General features: G+C 68.2%; 22 protein-coding genes and 4 pseudogenes. 13 read left to right on the top strand and 13 right to left on the bottom strand.

The features are described 5' to 3' along the window. Positions 1-3 precede the first annotated feature (3 nt). Complete coding sequence (locus AC1DWT_RS07810; protein WP_477920147.1) at positions 4-1368, top strand: amidase family protein; 1365 nt, start codon at positions 4-6, stop codon at positions 1366-1368. An 11-nt stretch (positions 1369-1379) separates the two neighbouring features. On the opposite strand, the gene AC1DWT_RS07805 is transcribed toward AC1DWT_RS07810, so the two are convergent. The 3 genes from AC1DWT_RS07805 to AC1DWT_RS07795 all read right to left on the bottom strand — a co-directional run bounded on the left by AC1DWT_RS07805 (position 1380) and on the right by AC1DWT_RS07795 (position 4453). Further along, positions 1380-2345: an adenosine deaminase gene (locus AC1DWT_RS07805; RefSeq protein WP_206015148.1), complete on the bottom strand. Its 966-nt coding sequence runs from the start codon at positions 2343-2345 to the stop codon at positions 1380-1382. A 26-nt stretch (positions 2346-2371) separates the two neighbouring features. Continuing rightward, positions 2372-3568, bottom strand: a complete 1197-nt coding sequence (locus AC1DWT_RS07800; protein ID WP_072948337.1) for a class I adenylate-forming enzyme family protein — start codon at positions 3566-3568, stop codon at positions 2372-2374. 81 nt (positions 3569-3649) lie between these two features. Next, on the bottom strand, positions 3650-4453 hold the full coding sequence (locus AC1DWT_RS07795; protein WP_477920145.1) for an enoyl-CoA hydratase/isomerase family protein: 804 nt from the start codon (positions 4451-4453) through the stop codon (positions 3650-3652). 40 nt (positions 4454-4493) lie between these two features. Here AC1DWT_RS07795 and AC1DWT_RS07790 point away from each other — a divergent pair, with 40 nt between their 5' ends. Then, a complete protein-coding gene (locus AC1DWT_RS07790) occupies positions 4494-5858 on the top strand; it encodes an FAD-binding oxidoreductase (protein WP_477920143.1) in 1365 nt (454 codons plus the stop codon). Here AC1DWT_RS07790 and AC1DWT_RS07785 read toward each other — a convergent pair. Further along, the gene (locus AC1DWT_RS07785; RefSeq protein WP_206016239.1) at positions 5812-7311 is read right to left on the bottom strand and encodes an MFS transporter; all 1500 of its coding nucleotides are present in this window, start codon (positions 7309-7311) and stop codon (positions 5812-5814) included. The genes AC1DWT_RS07790 and AC1DWT_RS07785 overlap by 47 nt on opposite strands. Positions 7312-7313: 2 nt before the next feature. After that, the gene (locus AC1DWT_RS07780; RefSeq protein WP_477920142.1) at positions 7314-7937 is read right to left on the bottom strand and encodes a PadR family transcriptional regulator; all 624 of its coding nucleotides are present in this window, start codon (positions 7935-7937) and stop codon (positions 7314-7316) included. Between the two features lie 72 nt (positions 7938-8009). On the opposite strand from AC1DWT_RS07780, the gene AC1DWT_RS07775 reads away from it, so the two are divergent. Next, the gene (locus AC1DWT_RS07775; protein WP_072948332.1) at positions 8010-8732 is read left to right on the top strand and encodes a GNAT family N-acetyltransferase; all 723 of its coding nucleotides are present in this window, start codon (positions 8010-8012) and stop codon (positions 8730-8732) included. 32 nt (positions 8733-8764) lie between these two features. Further along, positions 8765-9802 (top strand): glutathione S-transferase family protein, encoded by a 1038-nt coding sequence (locus AC1DWT_RS07770; protein ID WP_477920141.1) that lies wholly within the window; start codon positions 8765-8767, stop codon positions 9800-9802. A gap of 10 nt (positions 9803-9812) precedes the next feature. Here AC1DWT_RS07770 and AC1DWT_RS07765 read toward each other — a convergent pair. Further along, a pseudogene (locus tag AC1DWT_RS07765) lies at positions 9813-9929 on the bottom strand (VOC family protein); the annotation flags it as partial. Between the two features lie 115 nt (positions 9930-10044). On the opposite strand from AC1DWT_RS07765, the pseudogene AC1DWT_RS07760 reads away from it, so the two are divergent. From AC1DWT_RS07760 to AC1DWT_RS07745, 4 genes and pseudogenes are all read left to right on the top strand, one after another. After that, positions 10045-10804: pseudogene (locus AC1DWT_RS07760) on the top strand (2-keto-4-pentenoate hydratase). Continuing rightward, complete coding sequence (locus AC1DWT_RS07755) at positions 10804-11229, top strand: hypothetical protein (protein ID WP_477920140.1); 426 nt, start codon at positions 10804-10806, stop codon at positions 11227-11229. Before AC1DWT_RS07760 ends, AC1DWT_RS07755 begins: the two are co-directional and overlap by 1 nt. Next, positions 11226-11477, top strand: a complete 252-nt coding sequence (locus AC1DWT_RS07750) for a hypothetical protein (RefSeq protein ID WP_477920139.1) — start codon at positions 11226-11228, stop codon at positions 11475-11477. The genes AC1DWT_RS07755 and AC1DWT_RS07750 overlap by 4 nt, the downstream gene beginning before the upstream one ends. Beyond that, complete coding sequence (locus AC1DWT_RS07745; RefSeq protein WP_477920137.1) at positions 11474-12268, top strand: 2-keto-4-pentenoate hydratase; 795 nt, start codon at positions 11474-11476, stop codon at positions 12266-12268. The genes AC1DWT_RS07750 and AC1DWT_RS07745 overlap by 4 nt, the downstream gene beginning before the upstream one ends. Positions 12269-12367: 99 nt before the next feature. Here the strand turns inward: AC1DWT_RS07745 and AC1DWT_RS07740 are convergent. From AC1DWT_RS07740 to AC1DWT_RS07720, 5 genes and pseudogenes are all read right to left on the bottom strand, one after another. Next, positions 12368-12472: pseudogene (locus AC1DWT_RS07740) on the bottom strand (DDE-type integrase/transposase/recombinase); the annotation flags it as partial. 371 nt (positions 12473-12843) lie between these two features. Then, positions 12844-13188: pseudogene (locus AC1DWT_RS07735) on the bottom strand (ANTAR domain-containing protein); the annotation flags it as partial. Positions 13189-13330: 142 nt separating this feature from the next. After that, positions 13331-13870, bottom strand: a complete 540-nt coding sequence (locus tag AC1DWT_RS07730; protein ID WP_477920136.1) for an HdeD family acid-resistance protein — start codon at positions 13868-13870, stop codon at positions 13331-13333. A 575-nt stretch (positions 13871-14445) separates the two neighbouring features. After that, entirely contained in the window at positions 14446-14658 is a 213-nt protein-coding gene (locus tag AC1DWT_RS07725) for a hypothetical protein (RefSeq protein ID WP_477920135.1), read from the bottom strand. Between the two features lie 267 nt (positions 14659-14925). Continuing rightward, complete coding sequence (locus tag AC1DWT_RS07720) at positions 14926-15633, bottom strand: DUF4352 domain-containing protein (protein WP_477920134.1); 708 nt, start codon at positions 15631-15633, stop codon at positions 14926-14928. Between the two features lie 369 nt (positions 15634-16002). Here AC1DWT_RS07720 and AC1DWT_RS07715 point away from each other — a divergent pair, with 369 nt between their 5' ends. Beyond that, positions 16003-16266 (top strand): hypothetical protein, encoded by a 264-nt coding sequence (locus tag AC1DWT_RS07715; protein WP_477920133.1) that lies wholly within the window; start codon positions 16003-16005, stop codon positions 16264-16266. A gap of 64 nt (positions 16267-16330) precedes the next feature. Here the strand turns inward: AC1DWT_RS07715 and AC1DWT_RS07710 are convergent, their stop codons facing one another. Continuing rightward, positions 16331-16642 (bottom strand): hypothetical protein, encoded by a 312-nt coding sequence (locus AC1DWT_RS07710; protein WP_276144486.1) that lies wholly within the window; start codon positions 16640-16642, stop codon positions 16331-16333. A gap of 188 nt (positions 16643-16830) precedes the next feature. After that, a complete protein-coding gene (locus tag AC1DWT_RS07705; protein WP_477920132.1) occupies positions 16831-16998 on the bottom strand; it encodes a hypothetical protein in 168 nt (55 codons plus the stop codon). Positions 16999-17519: 521 nt separating this feature from the next. On the opposite strand from AC1DWT_RS07705, the gene AC1DWT_RS07700 reads away from it, so the two are divergent. Genes AC1DWT_RS07700 through AC1DWT_RS07685 form a run of 4 tightly spaced genes read left to right on the top strand, consistent with a single transcriptional unit; the run spans position 17520 to position 20946 of the window. Further along, the gene (locus tag AC1DWT_RS07700; RefSeq protein WP_477920131.1) at positions 17520-18155 is read left to right on the top strand and encodes a hypothetical protein; all 636 of its coding nucleotides are present in this window, start codon (positions 17520-17522) and stop codon (positions 18153-18155) included. A gap of 6 nt (positions 18156-18161) precedes the next feature. Then, positions 18162-19790 (top strand): SRPBCC family protein, encoded by a 1629-nt coding sequence (locus AC1DWT_RS07695; protein WP_477920130.1) that lies wholly within the window; start codon positions 18162-18164, stop codon positions 19788-19790. Next, positions 19787-20170 carry a gas vesicle protein GvpJ gene (gene gvpJ / locus AC1DWT_RS07690; protein ID WP_072951758.1) on the top strand — a complete coding sequence of 128 codons (384 nt, stop codon included), beginning with the start codon at positions 19787-19789 and terminating at the stop codon, positions 20168-20170. The genes AC1DWT_RS07695 and gvpJ overlap by 4 nt, the downstream gene beginning before the upstream one ends. Further along, positions 20170-20946: a GvpL/GvpF family gas vesicle protein gene (locus tag AC1DWT_RS07685; protein ID WP_477920129.1), complete on the top strand. Its 777-nt coding sequence runs from the start codon at positions 20170-20172 to the stop codon at positions 20944-20946. The genes gvpJ and AC1DWT_RS07685 overlap by 1 nt, the downstream gene beginning before the upstream one ends. Positions 20947-20949 lie beyond the last annotated feature (3 nt).

Genomic DNA, 20949 nt, shown 5'->3' with positions numbered 1-20949 from the left:
TAGGTGGCCCCCAGTCGATCTTTCGACCGTCGCAACTTCCTTCGCGTCGCGGGTGCCTCCGGGGCGGCGGCGTTCGGTGCCGCGATACTCGGTGCCTGCGGGGAACGCCTGCACGATCCGGAGGTTCCGCCGCTGCCCGACGGCCTGTCCGTTCCGAGTGGCGGAGCGGTGTCCGAGTTCACGCCCGTCGACAAGGCGACGTGGCGCGTGCAGGGGGATCCGCTGGTCGCCCCGACCGGCGACGGACCCCTCGCCGGTATGCGACTGGCCGTGACGGACCTGTATGCCGTTGCGGGACAGCAGATCGGCGCGGGCAGCGGGCGAAAACTCGCCGAGGCGCCCGTCGAAACCGGTACCGCCGCGGTGGTGGCACGCCTCCTCGGGCAGGGCGCCCGCGTCGTCGGTCTGACGCAGACCGACGACCTCGGTTACGGACATTCCGGCGTCAACCAGCAGTTCGGGACGCCGCCCAACCCCCGCGCCGAGGACCGCCTGCCCGGCGGCGCGACGTCGGGGGCCGCGAGTGCGGTCGCGCAGGGCGCCGCCGACATCGGACTGGGCGTCGACACCACCGGTTCCGTCCGCATCCCCGCGTCGTATCAGGGCCTGTACGGTTTCGCGCCGTCCCGGGGCGCCGTCTCCACCGACGGACTGTTCCCGCTGTCCCCCACGTTCGACACCCCGGCGTGGGTGTGCAGCGACGTCGACACCCTCGTCGCGGTGTCCGGCGCCGTTCTCCCCCTCACCGCGGAGACCCCGTTCCGCGGCGCGCTCACCTCGGACGGCATCAACGCCGTCGCCGAGGCGGGGGCGCTCGGCGCGGTGCGGCGCGCCCTCACCGCGTGGGAGAAGAGTTCCCTTCCGCGGCTGACGTGGACCGACACGGACATCGGGCGGCTGCCCGACTGGTACGACGCCGTCGTCGATGTGCAGGGCTACGAGGCGTGGCGGCTGCACGGCGAGTGGGTGAGCCAGGCGATGTCGTCGCTCGGCGACGAACCCGGCCGCAATTTCGCCGACGCCAGCCGCATCTGGGAGACGACGTACGGGCGGAAGCTGACCATGCTCGCCGAGGCGTCGCAGACGGTCACCGCGTATGTGGGTGACCGCCTGCTCCTGCTGCCCGCCACGTCGTCCGTCGCCCCCGAGCGGGCGAGCGACCCCAGCGGCGGACGGTTCCGGAACACGATGCGCGCCACCGGCATGCTCACGTGCCTCGCGAGCATCTCGGGGTTACCCAACGCGACCGTGCCGTTGCGCACCGACGACGGGGTTCCCGTGGGCCTGTGCCTGGTCGGGCCGTACGGCCGCGACCGCGACGTCCTGGCCGTCGTCGCGAGTCTCGGCGACACGGGGCTGACGGACTGACGACCGGGCCGTCAGCCGCGGAGCAGTTGCGCCTTGCGTGCGTCGCTCGCGAACGACGCCTTGATCGAGTTGCGGGCCAGGGTGTCCCGCTCGGCGTCGGTGAGGCCGAGCTGGTCCCGCAGTTGCGCGAAGTTGTCGTCGATGTACCCGCCGAAGTAGGCGGGGTCGTCGGAATTGACGGTGACGAGCAGGCCGGCCTCGAGCATGGTCCGCAGTGGGTGCTCGGACAGCGAATCGACGACGCACAGCCGCACGTTCGACAGCGGGCACACGGTCAGCGGCACTTCCTCGTCCACCAGGCGCGCCACGAGAGCCGGATCCTCGAGCGCCCGCACCCCGTGGTCGATTCGCTCGGCGCCGAGGAGATCGAGCGCCTGCCAGATGTACTCCGGCGGCCCCTCCTCGCCCGCGTGGGCTACCACGTGCAGCCCCTCCGACCGGGCGCGGGCGAAGACGTCCTCGAACAGCGACGGCGGGTTGCCCACCTCGGCCGAGTCCAGTCCGAGCCCGACGATCGGCGTCTGCAACCGGATGATCTCGGAGAACACTTCCTCCGCCTCGTGCACGGGACGGTCGCGCAGGATCGCGGCGATGGCGGCACTGCTGAGACCGAACTCCCGCTCGCTGGTGCTCACCGCGTCCATGATCCCGTCGAGCACGTCGTGCAGCGGGACACCACGATTGACGTGGGCCTGCGGGTTGAAGAAGAACTCCACGTGCGCGACGCCGCCCGCGGACGCCCGCGCGAAGTAGGCGCGGGTGAGGTCCGCGAAGTCCTGGGCCGTCCGCAGCACCTGCATGTTGGCGAAGTACAGGTCGAGGAACGACTGCAAATCGGTGAACTGGTACCGCGAGCGGAGATCGTCGAGGTCCGCGTACGGCAGCTGCACGGAATTCCGTTCGGCCAGCGCGAAGATCAGCTCGGGTTCGAGGGAACCCTCGATGTGCATGTGCAGCTCGGCGACGGGAGAGCTCACGGGTGGATACCTGCCTTTCGCACCACCTAGGCAGCGGTGTCGCGGTCGACGATACGGACGAAGCCGTCGCCGTCGATATTCGCGGTGTCGCCGGTGTGAAACCAGCCACCGGTGAACGTCTTCGCGGTGACCTCGGGGCGGTTCCAGTAGCCGCGGCTGACTCCCGGACCGCGACACAGCAATTCGCCGACACCGCGGCCGGCGTCGGGCCCGAGGAGCGCCACCTCCATCCCGCCGAACGCGACGCCGACGCTGCCCGCGTGTGTCAGAGCGCACTCGTCGGGCAACGCCAGCCCGGCCCCGCAGGTCTCGGTCATGCCCCACCCGAGGAAATGTCTGGCCTCGGGAAATGTTTGCCGGAGGAGTTGCGACTGGTCGAGGGACAGACCCGAGCCGCTGTAGTCGATCCAGCGCACCGCGCGCCGGCCGAAACTCGTCACCCGCGAACTCTCCACGGCGCGCAGGAGAACTGCGGGCGCCGCGGTGAGCACGTCGGCTCCGGTGCCTCGCCACGACGCCGCGTCGGTACTCCCCGTCAGCAGGACCGTTCCGCCCACCACCAGCGTCGAGAGCAGTTCGACGAGCGATCCCACGGTGTGCAGTTCGGGTTCGACGAGGAGATTCCGCAGTCCGTCGGAGCTGAACCCGCGTGCGTGGAGCACGGATTCGATGGTCGAGAGCACGTTCTCATTGCTCAGCTCCACACCCTTCGGGGACTCCGACGGGCCCGGCGTGTACGACAGCAGCACCAGCTCGTCCGGGCTCGCACCGTCGTCGATGAACGAGATACCTTCCGGCAGTTCGCCGTCGAGGGTCAGCACCGACTGGCTGTCGGCGAGCACCTGACCGGTCCGCGCGTCGTCGAGCGCCGGGCTCACCCCGACCGGCACGCCGCCGGCGAGCAGCACCCCGAGGAACGCCTCCACCCAGCGGACCCCCATGGGCTGCCGGACCGCGACGCGGTCGCCGATCTCGACACCCTTCGACTTCAGCCCGCCCGCCACCCGGGCCGCGGACGTCCACAGTTGCGAGAACGTGAGTGACCGGCCGCCGTCCTCCTCGACGGCGACCCGGCCCGCGTAGCGGTGCACGGAAATGTCGAGCAGTTCGGTGAGCGACGGGTTGAGGCCGCCGTACCGGAGCAGGCCGTCACGACCGCGGACCACGCGATCGTCGCGGAAGAACGGACCCCTACTCGGGTACTCGACGAGGGACGACGACATCTGCACCTCCGCTGCGCGACCGGGACGTTTGCCACGACTATATGACGCCCGTCACAGTTGCGGGGAGCGGATCGCCGACGCCTACCGCCCGCGGTACGTCGCCTTGCCCGGTCCCACGTCGAGGAAGCTGCGTACCGCACCCCGGAGGTCCTCGGTCCCGAACAGCGCACCCGACACGTCGGGCGTGATCGAGTCGGCGTGGGCGACTCCACCCGATCGCCACGCGGAGATGATCTGCTTCGTGGCGTCGTGTGCGCGCGTCGGCCCGTCCGCCAGGCGTGCGGCGAGCGCGCGGGCCTGCGCGTCGACGTCCTCGTGGACGGCGTTGACCACACCCCACGCGTGCAGCGTCGCGGCGTCGTACAGGTCGCCGGTCATCACCAGTTCCCGGGCGCGGCCGGAGCCTGCCCGCTCGGCCAGCCGCTGCGGACCGCCCATCGACGGGGTCAGCCCCACGACCGTCTCGACCAGTCCGAACTTCGCCTTGGGCGCGGCGAGGATGATGTCGCAGGCGAGGGCGATCTCGAAGGCGGCGGTCAGCGTCAGTCCGTGCGCCGCGTACACGACGGGGCACGGCAGCGCCTCCAGCGGATGGCAGATCTCGGCGAACAACTCCTGCCACAGGTCCGCGCCCTGCTCCGCGGTGAGCCCGTCGAACACGTGGACGTCCACCCCCGCCGAGACCACCTTGCCGTCGGCGCGCAGCAGCACCGCCCGGGGCGGATCCTCGGCGAGCGCCGCGACGTCGGCCTGCACGGCGTCGAACATCGCCTGATCGAAGAGGTTCAGTGGGCCGTGGGCGAACGTCAGGATCGCGATCTCGGCGCCGGCGTCGGTGCGGACACGCTCGAGTCGGGTGGGATGCGCGGCGGCAGGCTCAGTCATGCGGCCAGACTGCCACACCTGTTCCGCCTACGATCAGGGTGTGGACTCGCTGCGTGCGGCGCTGGCCGAGGTCGTCGGGGAACGATTCGTGACCGTGGACGCGGACGTGCTCGCCGCCCGCGCGACCGACCACACGGGGCGCTACAGCGGGCAGGCGAGCGCATTGGTCCGGCCCGCGGACGCCGCGGAAGTCTCGGCCGTGCTGGGCATCTGCCGCCGGGCCGGTATGAAGGTCACGGTGCAGGGCGGCCGCACCGGACTCGAGGCGGGCACGGTTCCCGAGCACGACGACGTGCTGCTGTCGACGGAACGGCTGACCGCGGTGGGCGCCGTCGACCGCGAGAATCTGCGCGTCACCGTCGGCGCCGGGGTTACCCTCGCGGCGGTACGCCGTGTCGCGTCCGACGCCGGACTGTTGTTCGGCGTCGACCTCGCCTCCCGCGACTCCGCGACGATCGGCGGCATGGTGTCGACCAACGCCGGCGGGCTGCACACCGTGCGGTACGGCCACATGTCCGCGCAGGTGCTGGGCCTGGAAGTCGTGCTCCCCGACGGGGCGATCGTGCGGCGCAGCATGCGGGTGGGCGCCGAGAACTGCGGATACGACCTGCCCGCGCTGTGGGTGGGCAGCGAGGGCACCCTCGGTGTGGTCACGGCCGTCGATCTGGCGCTGCACCCGGTTCCGGAATTCCGTGTAACCGCCCTCGCCGGGTTCGCGCACCTGTCCGGGCTGATCGACGCGGCGCACGTCGTCCGGCGGCTGGGGGGCGTCGACGCCGTGGAGATGCTCGACGGCCGCGGGCTCGACCTGGCCTCGGCGCGGCTCGGTTTCGCGGTTCCCACGGGACTGCCGTGGTATCTCCTGGTGGAACTGGCCGGCCACCGCGACCTCACCGGCGAACTCGCCGACGCGCTGGAACGGTGCGATCCCGACGACGAACCCGCCGTCGGGATCGATCCCGCAGGCCGCGCCCGGGTGTGGGCGGCGCGCGACGCGTTCGCGGACGTGGTCGGGCTGTTCGGGCCACCGCTGAAATTCGACGCCGCCCTCCCGCTGGACGCACTCGCCGCGTTCGTCGCCGACGCCGTCGCGCTGGTGGCGAGCCGGGCACCCGACGCGGTCCCGATACTGTTCGGGCACGTCGCCGACGGAAACGTCCACCTCAACGTGCTGCGCTGCCCCGACGAGTCCGTGCTGTACCGGCCGGTGACGGAACTGATCCGCGACCACGGCGGCAACATCGCCTCCGAACACGGCGTCGGCGCACACAAACGCAACTACCTGGACCTCGCGCTCAGCCGCGAGGACATCGGCGCGATGTGGACGATCAAGCGGGCGTTCGACCCCGACGACTACCTCAACCCCGCAGTGATGTTTCCCGACTGGCTGCGTCGTCCGCACTGACCCCGGGCTTCTTCTCCCGCAACGGTCGGGCGAAACAGACGGAGGCGACGAAACCGACCAGCAGGACGGCGGCGGGCAGCCAGATCGACTGCGACATCGCCGTGGCGAACGGTTCCTTCACGAACTCGGGCATCTCCCCGACTCCGGCCTCCTGGCTGTCGGCGTTCAGCCCCTGCGCGGACAGGCGGGCCGTGATGAGCGCGCCGATCGCGGCGCTGCCGAGGACCGCGCCGACCTGGCGGGTCGTGTTGTAGACGCCGGCCCCGGCGCCCGCCTGATGGGGCGGAAGGTTGTGGGTGGCCGTGGCCGCAAGCGGCGACCAGATACACGCGTTGGCCAGACCGATCAGCCCGATCGGCAGCAGCAGTTCCCAGATCGCCACGTCGGGCGACATCACCATGGACAGCCAGCCGAGCGCGATCGAGAACAGCAGGAACCCGGCGCCCGCGATGTACCGCGGGTGGGTGCGGTCGACGAGTTTGCCGATGAACGGGGCGAACACACCGGTGAGGACGGCCATGGGCACGAGCAGCAGGGCCGACCGGGTGGGCGACAGACCGCGCACCGCCTGCGTGTAGAACATCAGCGGCAGGACCATCGCGGTGATCGCGAATCCCATCGAGGTGATCGCCACGTTGGCGAGCGAGAAGTTGCGGTCCGTGAACAAGCCCAGCGGCAGCAGCGGCTCGTTCTTGTTCCAGGACTGGTACCAGACGAAGACGCCGAGCAGGACGAGGCCTGCGCCGATCGAGGCAAGCACGGTCGCCGACCAGTCGTAGGAACTGCCTTCCTGGATTCCGAACACGAGGAAGAACATGCCGAGCGCGCTGAGGACGACCCCGGGGATGTCGAACTTGTGCGCGTGGGTCTGGAGAGAAGGCACGAGTCGCCAGGCGAGCACGAATGCGATCACGCCGACGGGGACGTTGACGATGAAGATCCACTGCCAGCCGAGGTTGTCCACGAGCACGCCGCCGGCGAGCGGTCCCACCAGGGTGGCGACACCGGCGACGGCGCCCCACAGACCCATCGCGGTGCCGCGGCGGTCCGGCGGGAACGTGCGGGTGATGACGGCCATCGTCTGCGGCGTCATCAGTGCGGCGCCGAGTCCCTGGAAGACCCGGGCGACGATGAGCATGCTGATGGTGCCGGACAGGCCGCACCACAGCGACGCCCCGGTGAACAGGACGAGCCCGATCAGGTAGATGTTCTTGGGACCGAAGCGGTCACCGAGCCGCCCGGTGACCAGCAGCGGCACCGCGTACGCCAGCAGGTAGGCGCTGGTGACCCAGACGACCTTGTTGATGTCGGTGTGCAGGTCGTTCATGATCGCCGGATTCGCCACCGCCACGATGGTGCTGTCGACGAGGATCATGAAGAAGCCGATGACGAGGGCCCACAGCGCGGGCCAGGGATTTCGGTGCTCGGGTGGTGCGGTGCGCTCGGTGTCCATCATCAATCCTTTGCTGAACCGGACGGGATCCGGCGTGAGTGTGTCAGTCGTTCGACGAGTTCCGGCGAGAGCCACGGCAGGGCGCCGGAGTCGATGTCGGCCACCAGGGCGCGGAGCCATTCGTGCTCCGCGCGGGCGACGGTGACGAGGAATTCGTTGCCGAGGAGGAAGATCCTGGGGATCTCGGTGGAGCAGGCGAGCGCGGCGGCGGTGTCGAGTTCGTCGATCTCGCGGGTGAGGTGATCGAGCCGTTCCCGGAGCAGTTCCACCACGGTGTGCGCGTCGACGTTGTGCGCCTCGGCCAGTGCGAGCGGGAACTGCGGGTACTCGGGCACCGGGGTGGCGAGCATGTCGCTCACCCGGTGGACGAGCGCTTCCCGGCCCGCGTCGGTGACCTCGTACATGGTGCGTTCGGGCCGGTTTCCCGCCCGGTCGGTGCCGGTGGTGCGCACCAGTCCTTCACCTTCGAGCCTGCTCACGGTGTGGTAGAGCGACCCCGGCCGGATCTTCACCACGCGTCCACGGCGGGCGTCGGCGAGTTGATACATCTCGTACGGGTGCATCGTGCGCTCACACAGCAGGCCGAGGATGGTGACGCCGAGCGGCGTGAGTGCCACGGTCACCACCTTTCCACTACTCCGAGTCGAATACTCCACGTGGAATATACCGTCCGGGGTCGGCGCGAACAAGCGGCTACCGTGGGCCCCGTGGACTCCCATCACCTCGACATCATTCGACTCGCCTGGTCACGCGAACTGGGATTGCCCGACGACGCACTGGCCGCCCGGCCGGACGCCGACGACCGCGCCGTCCGGGTGGACGACGACACCGACACGATCCGATTCCTGCGCCTCGGCGAGACGTCCGCGCTCGTCGGACCGCGGTGGGCGATCGAGCGCGCCGACGGGCACACGGCGGAGGAACTGACGGAATCCGCGACGCTGCTCGCCCTCACCCAGGATCGGTCCGGACGGTGCGCCGGCCCGGTGGCGCTCGCGTACGGCACCGACTACCAGGATCCGGTGACCGGCCCGCCACCCCTCGTCTCCCACGAACGCGACCACGTCCGGCAGGTCGAGGCGGCATGTCCCCCGGATGACGTCGCCGAGGCCCGGGTGGCAGACCGCGAGCGGTGGTTCACGATCCTCGACGACGCGCAGCAACCGGTCGGGTGTGCCGGTTACACCGAGTTCCAGGGATTCCTCGCCGATGTCGGGGTGCTCACGGCACCGGAGTTCCGGCGCCGGGGACTGGGCGCCACGGTCGCMGGGATCGCCACCGACGACGCACTCGACGCCGGCCTGATCGCCCAATGCCGTTCGCCCCGCGGCAATCCGGCCTCGCGCGCGCTCGCCGCCCGCGCCGGGTACCGGGAGCTGGGAACGTACGCCGAGGTCACGATCTCGCGAAGTACGCTTTGAGACGACATCGAAAGACGGGGAACGAGTCGACCATGACAGACCGAACGTCAGAACCGCACGGCACGGAAGGCGCGTACGTCGAATCCGGCGCCGAGTTCACGCGCGACACGCACTACATCCCCACCCGCATCACGGCCGACGGCCGCGACGGCTATCCCGTCGAGCCCGGCCGCTACCGACTCGTGGCCGCCCGCGCCTGCCCGTGGGCCAACCGCGCCATCATCGTCCGGCGGCTGCTCGGGCTCGAAGACGTGTTGTCGATGGGGCTGTGCGGCCCCACCCACGACAAGCGCAGCTGGACCTTCGATCTCGACCCGGGCGGACTCGACCCCGTGCTGAAGATCCCGCGCTTGCAGGACGCGTACTTCGCGCGCTTCCCCGACTACCCGCGGGGCATCACCGTACCGGCGATCGTCGACGTCCCCACCGGGCAGGTGGTCACCAACGACTACCCCCGGATCACCCTGGACCTGTCGTCGGAATGGACGCGGTACCACCGCGACGGCGCGCCCGACCTCTACCCCGGGCCGCTGCGCGACGAGATCGACGAGGTCGCCGACCTCGTGTTCCGCGACGTGAACAACGGTGTGTACCGGTGCGGATTCGCCGGATCCCAGGAGGCGTACGAGTCCGCCTACGACCGCCTGTTCGCCCGCCTCGACTGGCTCGAGGAGCGGCTGACCGACCGCCGGTACCTCGTCGGGGACACCATCACCGAGGCCGACGTGCGGCTGTTCACCACCCTGGCACGGTTCGACGCGGTCTATCACGGGCACTTCAAGTGCAACCGGAACAAACTCGACGAGATGCCCGTCCTGTGGAGCTATGCGCGCGACCTCTTCCAGACGCCCGGGTTCGGCGACACCATCGACTTCACCCAGATCAAGCAGCACTACTACATCGTGCACACCGACATCAATCCCACGCAGATCGTGCCGAAGGGCCCCGACCTGTCCGGCTGGCTCACGCCGCACGGCCGTGAAGGGTTGGGCGGCAGGMCGTTCGGGGACGGCACCCCGCCGCCTCCGCCGAAGCCCGGCGAGGAGGTCCCGGCCGGGCACGGCGTGTGATCGGGCGGATCTAGGCGCCGGCGTAGGTGCCGAAACTCCAGAACACGCCCTCGGGGTCGCGGCAGGTGAATCCGCGCGAGCCGTAGTCCTCGTCCTTCAGTCCGGCGACGATCGTGGCACCGGCGGCCGCGGTACAACTCAACACGTGGTCGACTCCGCAATCCGATCCAGCCACACGAAGGTATTCGAACTCATGACACAGCTCGATTCGGCACTGATCGCAAAGTCCCTGCTCACCGCACATGACCACCGTGAGCCGATCGCTCACCGACATTCACCCCGACATGACGCTCGACGAGGCGTATGCGGTACAGCTGCATCAGGTGCGCCACTGGGTCGGCGAGGGTCGCCGGATCCGGGGGCACAAGGTGGGACTTACGTCGGCGGTGATGCAGCGTCAGCTCGGTGTCGACCAGCCGGACTACGGCCACCTGACCGACGACATGTTCTATCTGGAATCGCTGCCGATTCCGGTGGACCGCTTCATCAGCCCCAAGGTGGAACCCGAGATCGCGTTCGTGTTGAAGAAGCCGCTGACCGGTCCCGGAGTCACCGCCGCGGATGCCCTGTCCGCGGTGGACTACGCACTCCCGACGCTCGAGATCATCGATTCGCGGATCCGGGACTGGAAGATCACGCTCGCCGACACCATCGCCGACAATGCGTCGTCCGGTGGTGTCGTCCTCGGGTCGACGCCGGTGAGGCTGTCGCAGCTCACGCAGTCGGGGTTGTCCCTGCGCACCATGGGTTGCGTTGTCCACCAGGGCGGACAGGGTGGTGGGCACGGGCGCCGGCGGCGCAGCGCTCGGGTCTCCGCTCAGCGCCCTGGTGTGGCTGGCGAACACCGTCGGCCCGCTCGGCATCACCCTGGAGGCCGGGTCGGTGATCATGCGGGGATCGGTGACCGCGGCCGTCCCCGTCGCCGGCGGTGACTCCGTGACCGCAACGTTCGCCGGACTCGGCAGTGTGACCGCCGATTTCGCGGAATCGAAGGAGAAGTAGTGGCTACAGCAGCGATCGCCGGTCCGGGCAACATCGGCACCGACCTCCTCGTCAAACTCCAACACACCACCGAGTCGGCGAACCTCGTGAGACAGGCCCGGATCATGGACGATGCCAGTGCGTCTACGTCGTGGACTCCGCCGGCGCGTTGCTGCCCGACGGAGTGGCCGACCGCGTCGCCGTCCTCGTGGCCGAACTCACTCCGACGCGCAGGTCGGGGTGCACGCGCACCAAATCTGTCGCTCGGTGTCGCGAACTCCATCGCCGGGGTGAAGGCGGGCGCCCGGCAGATCGATGGCACCTCGTGCGCTCTGGGTGCAGTCGCAGGACACTCGCCCACGGAGATCCTCGTCGTCGCGTTCGAACGCCTCGGTGTCGCAACCAGGGTGGACACCGACGCCGTCCTCGCGTCGCCGCGGAAGTGACGAAGCCGTTCATCCCCAGACTGCCCGTGGCGGATCGGAATTCGATCATTCAGGGCAAGTGCGGGGTGTGCAACTCGTTCCTCTTCCACGCCGAACGAGCCGCGGGACGTTACGGCGTCCCCGCCCACGAGATCCTCGCCCGCGTCGGCGAAGCCGGCTACGCCGGCGGGCAGGAAGACATGATCATCGACGTCGCGATCGAACTCGCCGGACAACGCGCCAACCAGAAGGAAGCATTCACCGTATGAGCACCGACACCACCGCGTGGAACGTCGACACCGCCGCCGAGGTCCTCCTCCGCGCCGAGGAGACCAGAACCGACCGCCACCCCATCACCGAAGACTGGCCCGAACTCGACGTGGACACCGCCTACCAGGTGCAGGCCGCGCTGATCGCCCGCAAGGTGACACAGGGCGAGAAGATCATCGGCGTGAAACTGGGGCTCACCTCCCGTGCGAAGCAGCAGCGGATGGGCATCACATCGCCTCTCACCGCGTGGCTGACCGACGGCATGGTGCTCGAGGCCGGCGCCCCGATCCCTACCGGCGAGCTGATTCATCCGCGGGTGGAACCCGAGATCGTCTTCGTACTCGGCGAACGTCTCGAAGGTCCCGGGGTCACCGCCGCCACCGCGATGGCGGCCGTCCGTTCCGTCTACGCGGGCATCGAGGTGATCGACAGTCGCTTCATCGACTTCAAGTTCACCCTGCCCGATGTTCTCGCCGACAACGCGTCATCGTCCCGCTTCGTGATCGGTGGCGTCGAACGGGACCCGCGCGACCTCGACCTCGCACTCGAGGCCTGCGTGCTGTCAGTGGACGGCACGGTCGTGGACTCGGCGACGGGCGCCGCAGTGCAGGGCCATCCGGCCGAAGCTCTCGCGCTCGCCGCGAACGCCCTGGCCGAGCGCGGGCTCGCACTCGAAGCCGGCTGGATCGTGCTGACCGGCGGCATGACCGACGCCGTCTTCGTCGAACCCGGCAAGCAGATCGTCGCCGAATTCACCCACTTAGGGTCCGTCGCAGTCGCTGGCGAGTGATGACAGCGATGGGGCGATGCGAAACGCCTCGTCGCATACTGCAAGAGACCCCTTGCGATCTGTGGCCGGGGCGCTATTCCGCCATGAACTTGAGTGGCAACGCGTGGCCGCCTTGGYATTGCGGCGGGACTGCACCAGCATGTCGAGCACATTGCCGTGCTGGTCGACCGCCCGCCACAAGTAGCGTTCTTCGCCATCGATCCTATAACTTCCCATAGATGCACCGGTTTTCGATCGGCGCCGACGAGGCGTTCGCGATCCTCATTCGCCGGTCCAACACACCAACACCCCGATCAACGAGGTCGCCCTGAACGTGATCGAACACCGATCTGACGCCTCGTAGGGTCCCGCCGAAGGGGCATCGCGGGATGACTCCACCACGTCGATGGGGCACCTGGCTGCCCTATGCGTCCAGCAGCCACCGCATCTCCCGGTGCAGGCGGTCCCCGGGGACCGGAAAGCGGGGTTCCCTGTGCGGGTATCGGGGCAATTGGAGAGTCAGGGTCGGCGCTCGACCGGTCGGGTCGCCGGTCCAGGTCCCGCGGGTTGACCACAACAGCCCGCGGGACCGTCCACTACCGAGGTCGTGGGCCTCGCTGATGGGCGGTGAGCAGCAGATGATCGAATCGGGTGCGCAGGCCGGTGTCGGGTTCGAGATCGGTGAAGCCGAGGACGATTCATTCGGCGATCGTGCGGAGCCGGGTGTTCGTTTCCTGCGAGCGCGAGGTGAGGATGTCGAACGCACGGTCGGAGGGAATGCCGTAGACCAGCATCAGCGCGCCCTTGGCCTGCTCGATCACCGCGCGGGACTGCTCGGGGGCGGCGACCGTTTCGTCGACCGAGTCCTTCATGTCGCTGCGGTGCGAGTCGGTGATGTCGATGTAGAACCCGGTCGTGCCGATCACGGCGCCCAACAGATCGTCATCGGATTCGGCGAGCTCGAACCCGATGCCGGCCTACGTGCCCGGTTCGACCATCTACTGGTCACCGCCCACCACCGCGCCTTGCGACCGAAGTAGGCGACGGTCCCGCGCGCTGCGTAGTCAACCTGGGTGGGGTCTTTCAGCTGTGGAGTTGCACTGCTCCGACGATCAGCACCGCGCCGACCACGATGGCGTATCCGCCGACCACCGCCACTATGCCCAAGATGCCGGCACCCGGCGCGAGCACCAGGAAAACGCCGCACAGGACCGCGAGAAGGCAGGCCGCGAGCATCCACCGTCGACCCGTCAGAGTGCGGACCTCGAGCGCGCCGACAGCTCCGAACAACCCGGAAACGATGGCGTAGCAGGCGATCACGTAGAGCAACACGAGCGCGGTGATGCCAGGCCAGGCCAGGGCCACCGCGCCGGCCACGACGGCGGCCACGCCACCGGCAACCCACCACGTCCACGGCCCGTCACGGCGACACTGCATCGCCGAGACGACGGAGGTAACACCGTCGGTGATCGCGTAGACGCCGAAGACCACGGTCAGGCCCCACACGGTGATGCCGGGCCAGACCAGCGCGCCGGCGCCGAACAGGACCGCCAGGATTCCGCGCGGCAACGTCATCCACCGGACGGTGCTGGCGAGGTCGGCGGGCAGAGTGTCAGTAGCCACGATGTTCCTTCAGTGCTGTCGATGTCCGGATGCTGACGTCGGGTGAGACGGCACCCACCGGAGGCTTGCCCGGGAACACAGGATCGACCCCTCACCGACGACGGCGAGGAGTCGATCGCGGCGCCCTCGGATCAGAGTCCGACGCCACCGTTGAGGCCGAACATGACGCTGAGCCAGTGCAAAAACGCACCGAACGCCACGTTGAAGTCGATTCCGGCGGAACCCATTGACACTCACCTCTTCACCAATTGTTGTCCCGACCTATTCTCTTTATCGGCTGCAACCGAAAATGTGTTTCACAAATCCGTCGAAATCGAGAAAATCGAGCCACCCACCGGGATCGGCGAGACCCGGGGGTTAACTGAACAAATGACCAGTTCAGGGGCATGTTTGTAGACGCACTTCCCTGAATCTCTCGTCCAGTCAATATGGGAATAGCTCCAACTGGAAAATCGATCATCCACGCTCGCGGAGATGTTGGTGAACCAGGCCCGCCAAGGCGGAAAGGGGTATTTGTCCCAAATGTGAATACTGCGCCATTAATTGGTACGTAGAGTCCGAAGGCATCCCGTCCATCAAAAGAGTTGCCCTTCAGGACCTGCCGCGACGGGTGCAGACGTCTTCTCTCCACCGATGCGGCCGCGCTGCGCGCCGCCTATGGTGGCCAGCCGGGTTGCGGCACAGCAGAACCGCAATCGAGTGGTGGGCTCGCTGGACGCGCAACCGGACAGCACTGCTGCTCCGATGCCGATCGCTGCGGCCGCTGCGCCGAGACGGGTCGTGCTCATGGGGATTTGCCTGGTTTCGAAAGAGGATGGTTCCGTGAGGGCGGTTGGGTGTCGCCGGGTCGGACGGCACGGGCGCGACGCGGTTGGTCACACGTTCATCGCATCCGCTGGCCCACAGGCGGCGAAGCGGCCGCCTGGGCCCTCCACTGCCGAAAGGGTGAGTGGCCGTCCGAGGGTCTGGTTGCCGGTGGTCCAGCCGGCAGGCCGCACAGACATCGGATCCCGTACCGGGGCTGATGGGCCGGTAGGTCGATCAACCCGGTCCTGCTAACGCTGATTGATCCAGCCGACCCTGTCGGAGGAGAAGTCGAACGAGGGGTCGTAGAGGACGACGTACTGGCCGGGTGGGGAGCCGGCGCGGTTGTCGAAGCACACGTCTCCGGTCGCGGTGCCGCCCGGCGCGACATTGCCGTAGCTGAGGACGTTCGGTCGCCCGGTGATCCAGGTGTTGCGTATGGCGCCGGCCGGGTCCTGCAGCTTCCAGTCGAACTCGGCGAAGTCGGCGGGATCGTCGCCGGCGTTGTTGATGGTGACCGTGGTGCACAGGACGGAGCTGAAGGGGTCGGTCTCATCGGCGAGGGGCGTGGTCGTGGTGGTCACGTTGTCGACGGTCACCGAGTCGCCTGCGTTGGCGGCGGTGTCCCCGTCGGTCTTGCCCTGGAAGGTGAGACCGGTGTCCGCGGCCTGACCGCCGCTGCCGTTCCCCGATGTCACGGTGGGTTCGTCGTTTCCGCCGATGCTGCTGGCGATGATTGCGATGCAGCCGCCGAAGAATAGGACGAAGACACCGATCAGGATCCAGGGCCATTTCCTGTGTTTCTTCGGGGGTGGGGGTTGTTGGTAGTAGCCCGGTGGGTAGTAGCCGGGCGGGCCGCTTTGGGGGTAACCCGGTGGGATGTTTCCGCCGGGTGGTCCGTACGGAGGGGTGTCGCGGTGTTCGGGATCTTGCGGGGAGGGTGGGGTTGTGTCAGGCATGACGGTCCTTCGGCGATCTGTCTTCACCCATTGAGGGTGATGTAGATCACATATCGACCGGTTTTGTTGTTGTGTTACCGACAGTCTCGATTGCCGCGGAGGATTTGCCCTGGAAAGTTTTCTGAATGGGGTGCCTGTGGGTCCCTCGGGAATGCGGTGAACTGGTGCCCGTCGACGACCTCCCGCCGCCGCGGGATGCTCCGGCAAACCGCCGAGCGGGCAATGGGCAGCGCCGTTGACCGAGGCGCAAGCACCAGAGCCCGGTCGGATCGTTGTCGATCACTAGGCCCTCTGGCAGCGCCTCGCATGAGGTTTCGTCCGTGAGGTGCTTATGATCCAGACGCGCAGCCGAGCGGAAGGCTCAGACCGATGCCCGAGAAGAAGGATCACAGTCCGAGACCCGAACCCGGTCCACTCGGCGCGGGCGCGCGGGTGCTGGTGCGCCGGCCGTCCGAGTCGGCGCAGACCGGTCGGATCATCGAGGATTACGCCGAGCTGACCGACACCGAGGAGCGTGGGCACGCCTGGGCGCCGGTGCACCGGTGGGCTATCGCCCTCGACGACGGGCGCCTGGTGTTCGCCGACACCGACGACCTCACCGCGGACCCGAACACGCAAGGATCCACCGGGTAGGCCGGCCCTGGCCGTGGAAGAACCAGCCAGAGACCGTGCCTCCCGGGGACCAGACCGAGCTGGGTTACGTCACCGCCACGCTGCCGGTGAAGAAGAACGGCGCCGTGCCGCCGAAGCAGAAGACGGTCGCGTTTCCCTTCGCGAAACCGCTGAGCTTTCCCGCAACCCCGGGTCCGAACGCACCAGTCTTGAAGTTGAAGCCCGAGTCGAATCCGAAGCAGGTCCAGTTCTCGCCTGCGGGTACCGTCACCACCACTTCACCGGACGCCCCGGCGCTCAGCGCCGGTACCGCGGCGGCGGTACCGCCCGCGAAGATCATCGCGGGCGCGATGACTGCCGACGCGATGGCGGTGCGTACCGCGATCTTCTTCTTCATGATGCTCACCTCGTTCTGAGAGTCCCCGACTCTTGCAGCGAACGGGTGGCGGAACAGCCCTACAGCACCGCTGGGCGCCGATTCGGGGACCCGTTCTTGTGAACATTTCAGGATTGCCCCGATAAACAGCAGGTGAAACGGCGGAATGGGTCGAATCTGTGAGTACGCAGCAGGGGTGTGATCGTCGCTTACCTCTGTGGTGCTCGATGCTGGAGGGAGTTGATCTCGGCGGACACCTCGTCGAGGCGGCGTCTGGCCTTCGCCAGCAGGCCCTCGAGTTCGAGAATGCCGACTTCCACTTCTTCCCGCTCGGCCAACCGGCGGGCGAGCTCGTTCGGAGGTGATTTCGTCTTCATCTATTCACGGTACGCAGGTCATCAGGCCTGATGAGGTCGACCTGTTCCTCGTGTGAGAGGTGTGTGTGGGAGTGGTTCATGGGTTTGCGGGAGGGCCGCACGCGGCCGGGGCGGGGTGGGCGAACACTCGGCCTCGGCGCGTACGACGTTGGGCGCCCCGCGGCCGAAGGGGTTGGCGACCGGAGCCGGGGCTGGCTGCCCCGGCCGGTGTGCGCGGGCCCGGGACAACGTAGTGAGCGGGTACCCGGATCCGGGCTGGCTACGCCGGATTCCCGCAGGCCCCGGAATGCGTGGCAGCTCCGTGGCCTCGGTGTGCTTAGTGGAAAGTCGTCGTCCGCAGGAGCCACCGACCGGTCGGGACCGTTTCGCGGCCGAACTGCGGTGTTGCGTGGGGCGGCCGATTGAGTGGCCCTGCCCCGGGGTAGTCGGCGGAATGCGCCCCCCACCGCGCAGGATCCGCTCACAGACCGACGTCGGCGCCGAGGTGCACCACCACATCCACTCGACGAAGGGGTTGGGCGATGACAAGCAAGGGCCAGATGGCCATGGCCGTGGGTGCCGGGTACATGTTGGGCCGCACGCACAAGATGAAGCTGGCGCTGATGCTCGCCGGGTACGGGGCCAGCAGACGGTTTCCCGGCGGGTCGCTGGGTGTTCTCAACGAGGGCCGCAAGCTGCTCGCCGATTCCCCCGAGGTCGCCAAGCTCGGTGCAACGGTCCGCAAGGAATTGATGAATGCCGCGAAGGCGGCCGCGGTGACCGCGGCCAGCCAGCGCATCGACTCGCTCAACACCCGGCTGCAGTCGGGTGAGGGTCTCCTCGGCGGCGCCGGCAAGGAGGAGAAGTCGAAGCGGGCCCGCGACGAGGAACCCGAGGACGACTATAAGGACGAGGAGTACGCGGAAGACGAGGGCGACGACGAGACCGGTGACGAGACCGGTGACGACGATTCCGAACAGACGCCCCGCGCCCGGAGGCGGCCGACCCCGCGCCGCCGGTCCTCCGCTGGCGGTGGTTCCCGGCCCACCCGGTCCCGGTCGCGGTCGCGGTCGCGGTCGAAGGATGACGACGAGGACGAGGACGAGCTGTCCCGGGCCCGCAGGACGCGCGCGAAGGCGACGACCGATTCCGTACCCGTACGACGTACCCGGAAGTGATCAGCGATGACCTCGAATCTTGACAGTGCGGCGAAGAAGCTGCGCGAGAACGTCTCCGGTGCGTCCGGTGAAGCCGCATCGGTCTCACCGCTGAAGAAGGCGGCGCAGGGCCTGCTCGGCACCGTGACCGACAAGGCGGTCTCTACCGTGTCCGACAAGGTGCAGGGTGCGGCCGGCCGGCTGACCGACTACGCCGAGGGCGGCGGCGGCAGCCTGCTGTCCGCGGTCACCGGCAACGGCAACGGCAACGGTGACGGTGACGGTGACGGGAAGGGCGACGGCAAGTCGCTGTTCTCCGGGCTGACCGACAAGGTGAAGGAGACGGCGTCGGATGTGAAGGACGCGGTCACTGGTGGCGGTGGTGGCGGTAAGGGCAAGAAGCTCAAGTTGACCAACATCGTCGAAACGATCGATGTCGGTGTCCCGGTCCAGCTGGCGTACAACCAGTGGACCCAGTTCGCCGACTTTCCGTCGTTCATGAAGAAGGTCGAACGAGTCGAGCAGGAAGCGGACGAAAAGCTGGAGTGGAAGGCGCAGATCTTCCTGTCGCACCGAACCTGGGAAGCGTCGATCATCGAGCAGGTCCCGGATGAACGGATCGTGTGGCGCTCGAAGGGCGCCAAGGGGTACATCGACGGTGCGGTGACGTTCCACGAGGTGACTCCCGATCTCACCCGCATCGTTCTGATCCTCGAGTACCACCCGAAGGGTTTGTTCGAGAGGACCGGAAACCTGTGGCGTGCACAGGGACGGCGAGCGCGCTTGGAGTTGAAGCACTTCGGACGCCACGTCATGACCCAGTCCGTTCTCCATCCCGACCGGATCGAGGGGTGGCGCGGGGAAATTCGGGACGGCAAGGTCGTTGAACCCGAGGAGTCCGAGGACAACAACGAGGAACCGGCCGACGACGAAGAGCCGCAGGACCAAGACGAGTCCGGCGAGTACGAGGAGGAAGAACCGGAGGAGGAGCCGGAAGAGGAGTCCGGCGAGTACGAGGACGAGGAGCCGGAGGAGGAGCCGGAAGAGGAGTCCGGCGAGTACGAGGACGAAGAACCGGAGGAGGAGCCGGAGGACGAGTCCGGCGAGTACGAGGTCGAGGAACCCGAGGACGAGTCCGGCGAGTACGAGGACGAAGAACCGGAGGAGGAGCCGGAGGACGAGTCCGGCGAGTACGAGGACGAGGAACCGGAGGAGGAGCCGGAGGAGGAGCCGGAGGACGAGTCCGGCGAGTACGAGGACGAAGAACCCGAGGACGAGACCGCTGAGGACGAGACGGAGGAGGAACCCGAGGAGGACACCGCTGAGGAGGAGACGGAGGAGGAAGAGCCTGAGGAGGAGCCCAAGCCGCGCCGGCGTCGTCCCGAGCCGCGCCGGCGTCGTCCCCAGGAGGCCGCTGCAACGAAGACCCCTGCGAAAAGGGCCGCAGCTAAGAAGGCCCCTGCGAAGAAGGCCCCCGCGAAGAAGGCTCCCGTGAAAAGGGCTGCAGCTAAGAAGGCCCCTGCGAAGAAGGCCCCCGCGAAGAAGGCTCCCGTGAAAAGGGCCGCAGCTAAGAAGACCCCTGCGAAGAAGGCCCCCGCGAAGAAAACTGCCGCGCAGAAGGCAACACCGCGGCGGCGGACGGGAGCACGCGCATGACCACGGCAGGTGGACCAAGCTCGAGTAGTCTCGCCGACGTCATCGACACCATCCTCGACAAGGGCCTCGTGATCGACGCGTACGTGCGGGTCTCGCTGGTCGGCATCGAACTGCTGACCATCGACGCCCGGGTCGTCGTCGCGAGCGTGGACACCTATCTGCGGTTCGCGGAGGCGGTGAACCGGCTCGAGATCGGCAGCGAACCGAAGGGGCTGTCCGAGATCGTCTCGGGCGCAACCGAGGGCGCTGCCAAGCACAAGACGAAGGGTGCGCTCGAATCGGCCGGGGACAAGCTCGGCGGCCTTTTCGGGGGTGGGGAGGAAGAGGAAGAACCGGAGCGGGAACGAGTGTCGCGCAAATCGACTCGAGGTGACCGGTGATGGCCACCTCGGAGCAGACGAAGCAGACGACCGGTGTGTATGTCTACGGCATCGTCCCGGCCGACGTCGAGGTCGCCGAGGATGCGACCGGGGTCGCGGACAGCACCGTCGAGGTGCTCACGCATGGTGACATTGCCGCCCTGGTGAGCGGACTGTCGGTGGACCGGGCGCTCGGCGCACCCGGGGACCTGCGGGCGCATGCGGACCTGCTGGATGGGGTGGCCGGGGTGGCGCCGGTGCTGCCGCTGCGGTTCGGTGCGGTGCTCAGCGACGCCGCCGCCGTGCAGGAGGAACTGCTCTCGGCGCACGCGGACGAGTTCGGTACTGCTCTGGAGCAATTGGAGGGCAAGGCCCAGTACATCGTGAAGGGCCGTTACATGGAGCAGGCGATCCTGCGGGAGATCCTCGACGAGGACGAGCAGGCGGCGGCGCTGCGCGAGGAGATCCGCGACAAGTCGGAGGACGCCAGTCGCGATGCACGGATGGCCCTGGGGGAACTGGTGAGCAACGCAATCGCCGCCAAACGCGAACAGGACACCCGCAGGGCCGTCGAGGCGCTCGACGACCTCGCCGCTTCGGTGAACGTGCGCGAGCCCACGCACGAGGAGGAGGCCGTGCAGGTGGCGATCCTCGCCGACGTCGAGCGTCAGGACGAGCTCGAACAGGTGCTCGGCGAGCTGGCCCAGGACTGGGACGGGCGGGTGGAGATGCGCCTGCTCGGACCGCAGGCGGCGTACGACTTCGTGGTCGCCCCGAAGCCGGAGGGGCAGGGCTGAAGG

It is taken from the genome of Rhodococcus sp. P4_B6 (assembly GCF_056402215.1).
The sequence above is the reverse complement of the archived record's forward strand: the minus strand, read 5'-3'. Positions and strand labels throughout refer to the sequence as shown.

Bases quoted from the DNA above. Each gene is read 5' to 3' on its own strand.
- AC1DWT_RS07800 (WP_072948337.1), bottom strand. From the start codon at position 3,568: ATGTCGTCGTCCCTCGTCGAGTACCCGAGTAGGGGTCCGTTCTTCCGC.
- AC1DWT_RS07795 (WP_477920145.1), bottom strand. From the start codon at position 4,453: ATGACTGAGCCTGCCGCCGCGCATCCCACCCGACTCGAGCGTGTCCGC.
- AC1DWT_RS07785 (WP_206016239.1), bottom strand. From the start codon at position 7,311: ATGGACACCGAGCGCACCGCACCACCCGAGCACCGAAATCCCTGGCCC.
- AC1DWT_RS07745 (WP_477920137.1), top strand. From the start codon at position 11,474: ATGAGCACCGACACCACCGCGTGGAACGTCGACACCGCCGCCGAGGTC.
- AC1DWT_RS07725 (WP_477920135.1), bottom strand. From the start codon at position 14,658: ATGAGCACGACCCGTCTCGGCGCAGCGGCCGCAGCGATCGGCATCGGA.
- AC1DWT_RS07720 (WP_477920134.1), bottom strand. From the start codon at position 15,633: ATGCCTGACACAACCCCACCCTCCCCGCAAGATCCCGAACACCGCGAC.
- AC1DWT_RS07715 (WP_477920133.1), top strand. From the start codon at position 16,003: ATGCCCGAGAAGAAGGATCACAGTCCGAGACCCGAACCCGGTCCACTC.
- AC1DWT_RS07710 (WP_276144486.1), bottom strand. From the start codon at position 16,642: ATGAAGAAGAAGATCGCGGTACGCACCGCCATCGCGTCGGCAGTCATC.
- AC1DWT_RS07705 (WP_477920132.1), bottom strand. From the start codon at position 16,998: ATGAAGACGAAATCACCTCCGAACGAGCTCGCCCGCCGGTTGGCCGAG.
- AC1DWT_RS07700 (WP_477920131.1), top strand. From the start codon at position 17,520: ATGACAAGCAAGGGCCAGATGGCCATGGCCGTGGGTGCCGGGTACATG.
- AC1DWT_RS07695 (WP_477920130.1), top strand. From the start codon at position 18,162: ATGACCTCGAATCTTGACAGTGCGGCGAAGAAGCTGCGCGAGAACGTC.
- gvpJ (WP_072951758.1), top strand. From the start codon at position 19,787: ATGACCACGGCAGGTGGACCAAGCTCGAGTAGTCTCGCCGACGTCATC.
- AC1DWT_RS07685 (WP_477920129.1), top strand. From the start codon at position 20,170: ATGGCCACCTCGGAGCAGACGAAGCAGACGACCGGTGTGTATGTCTAC.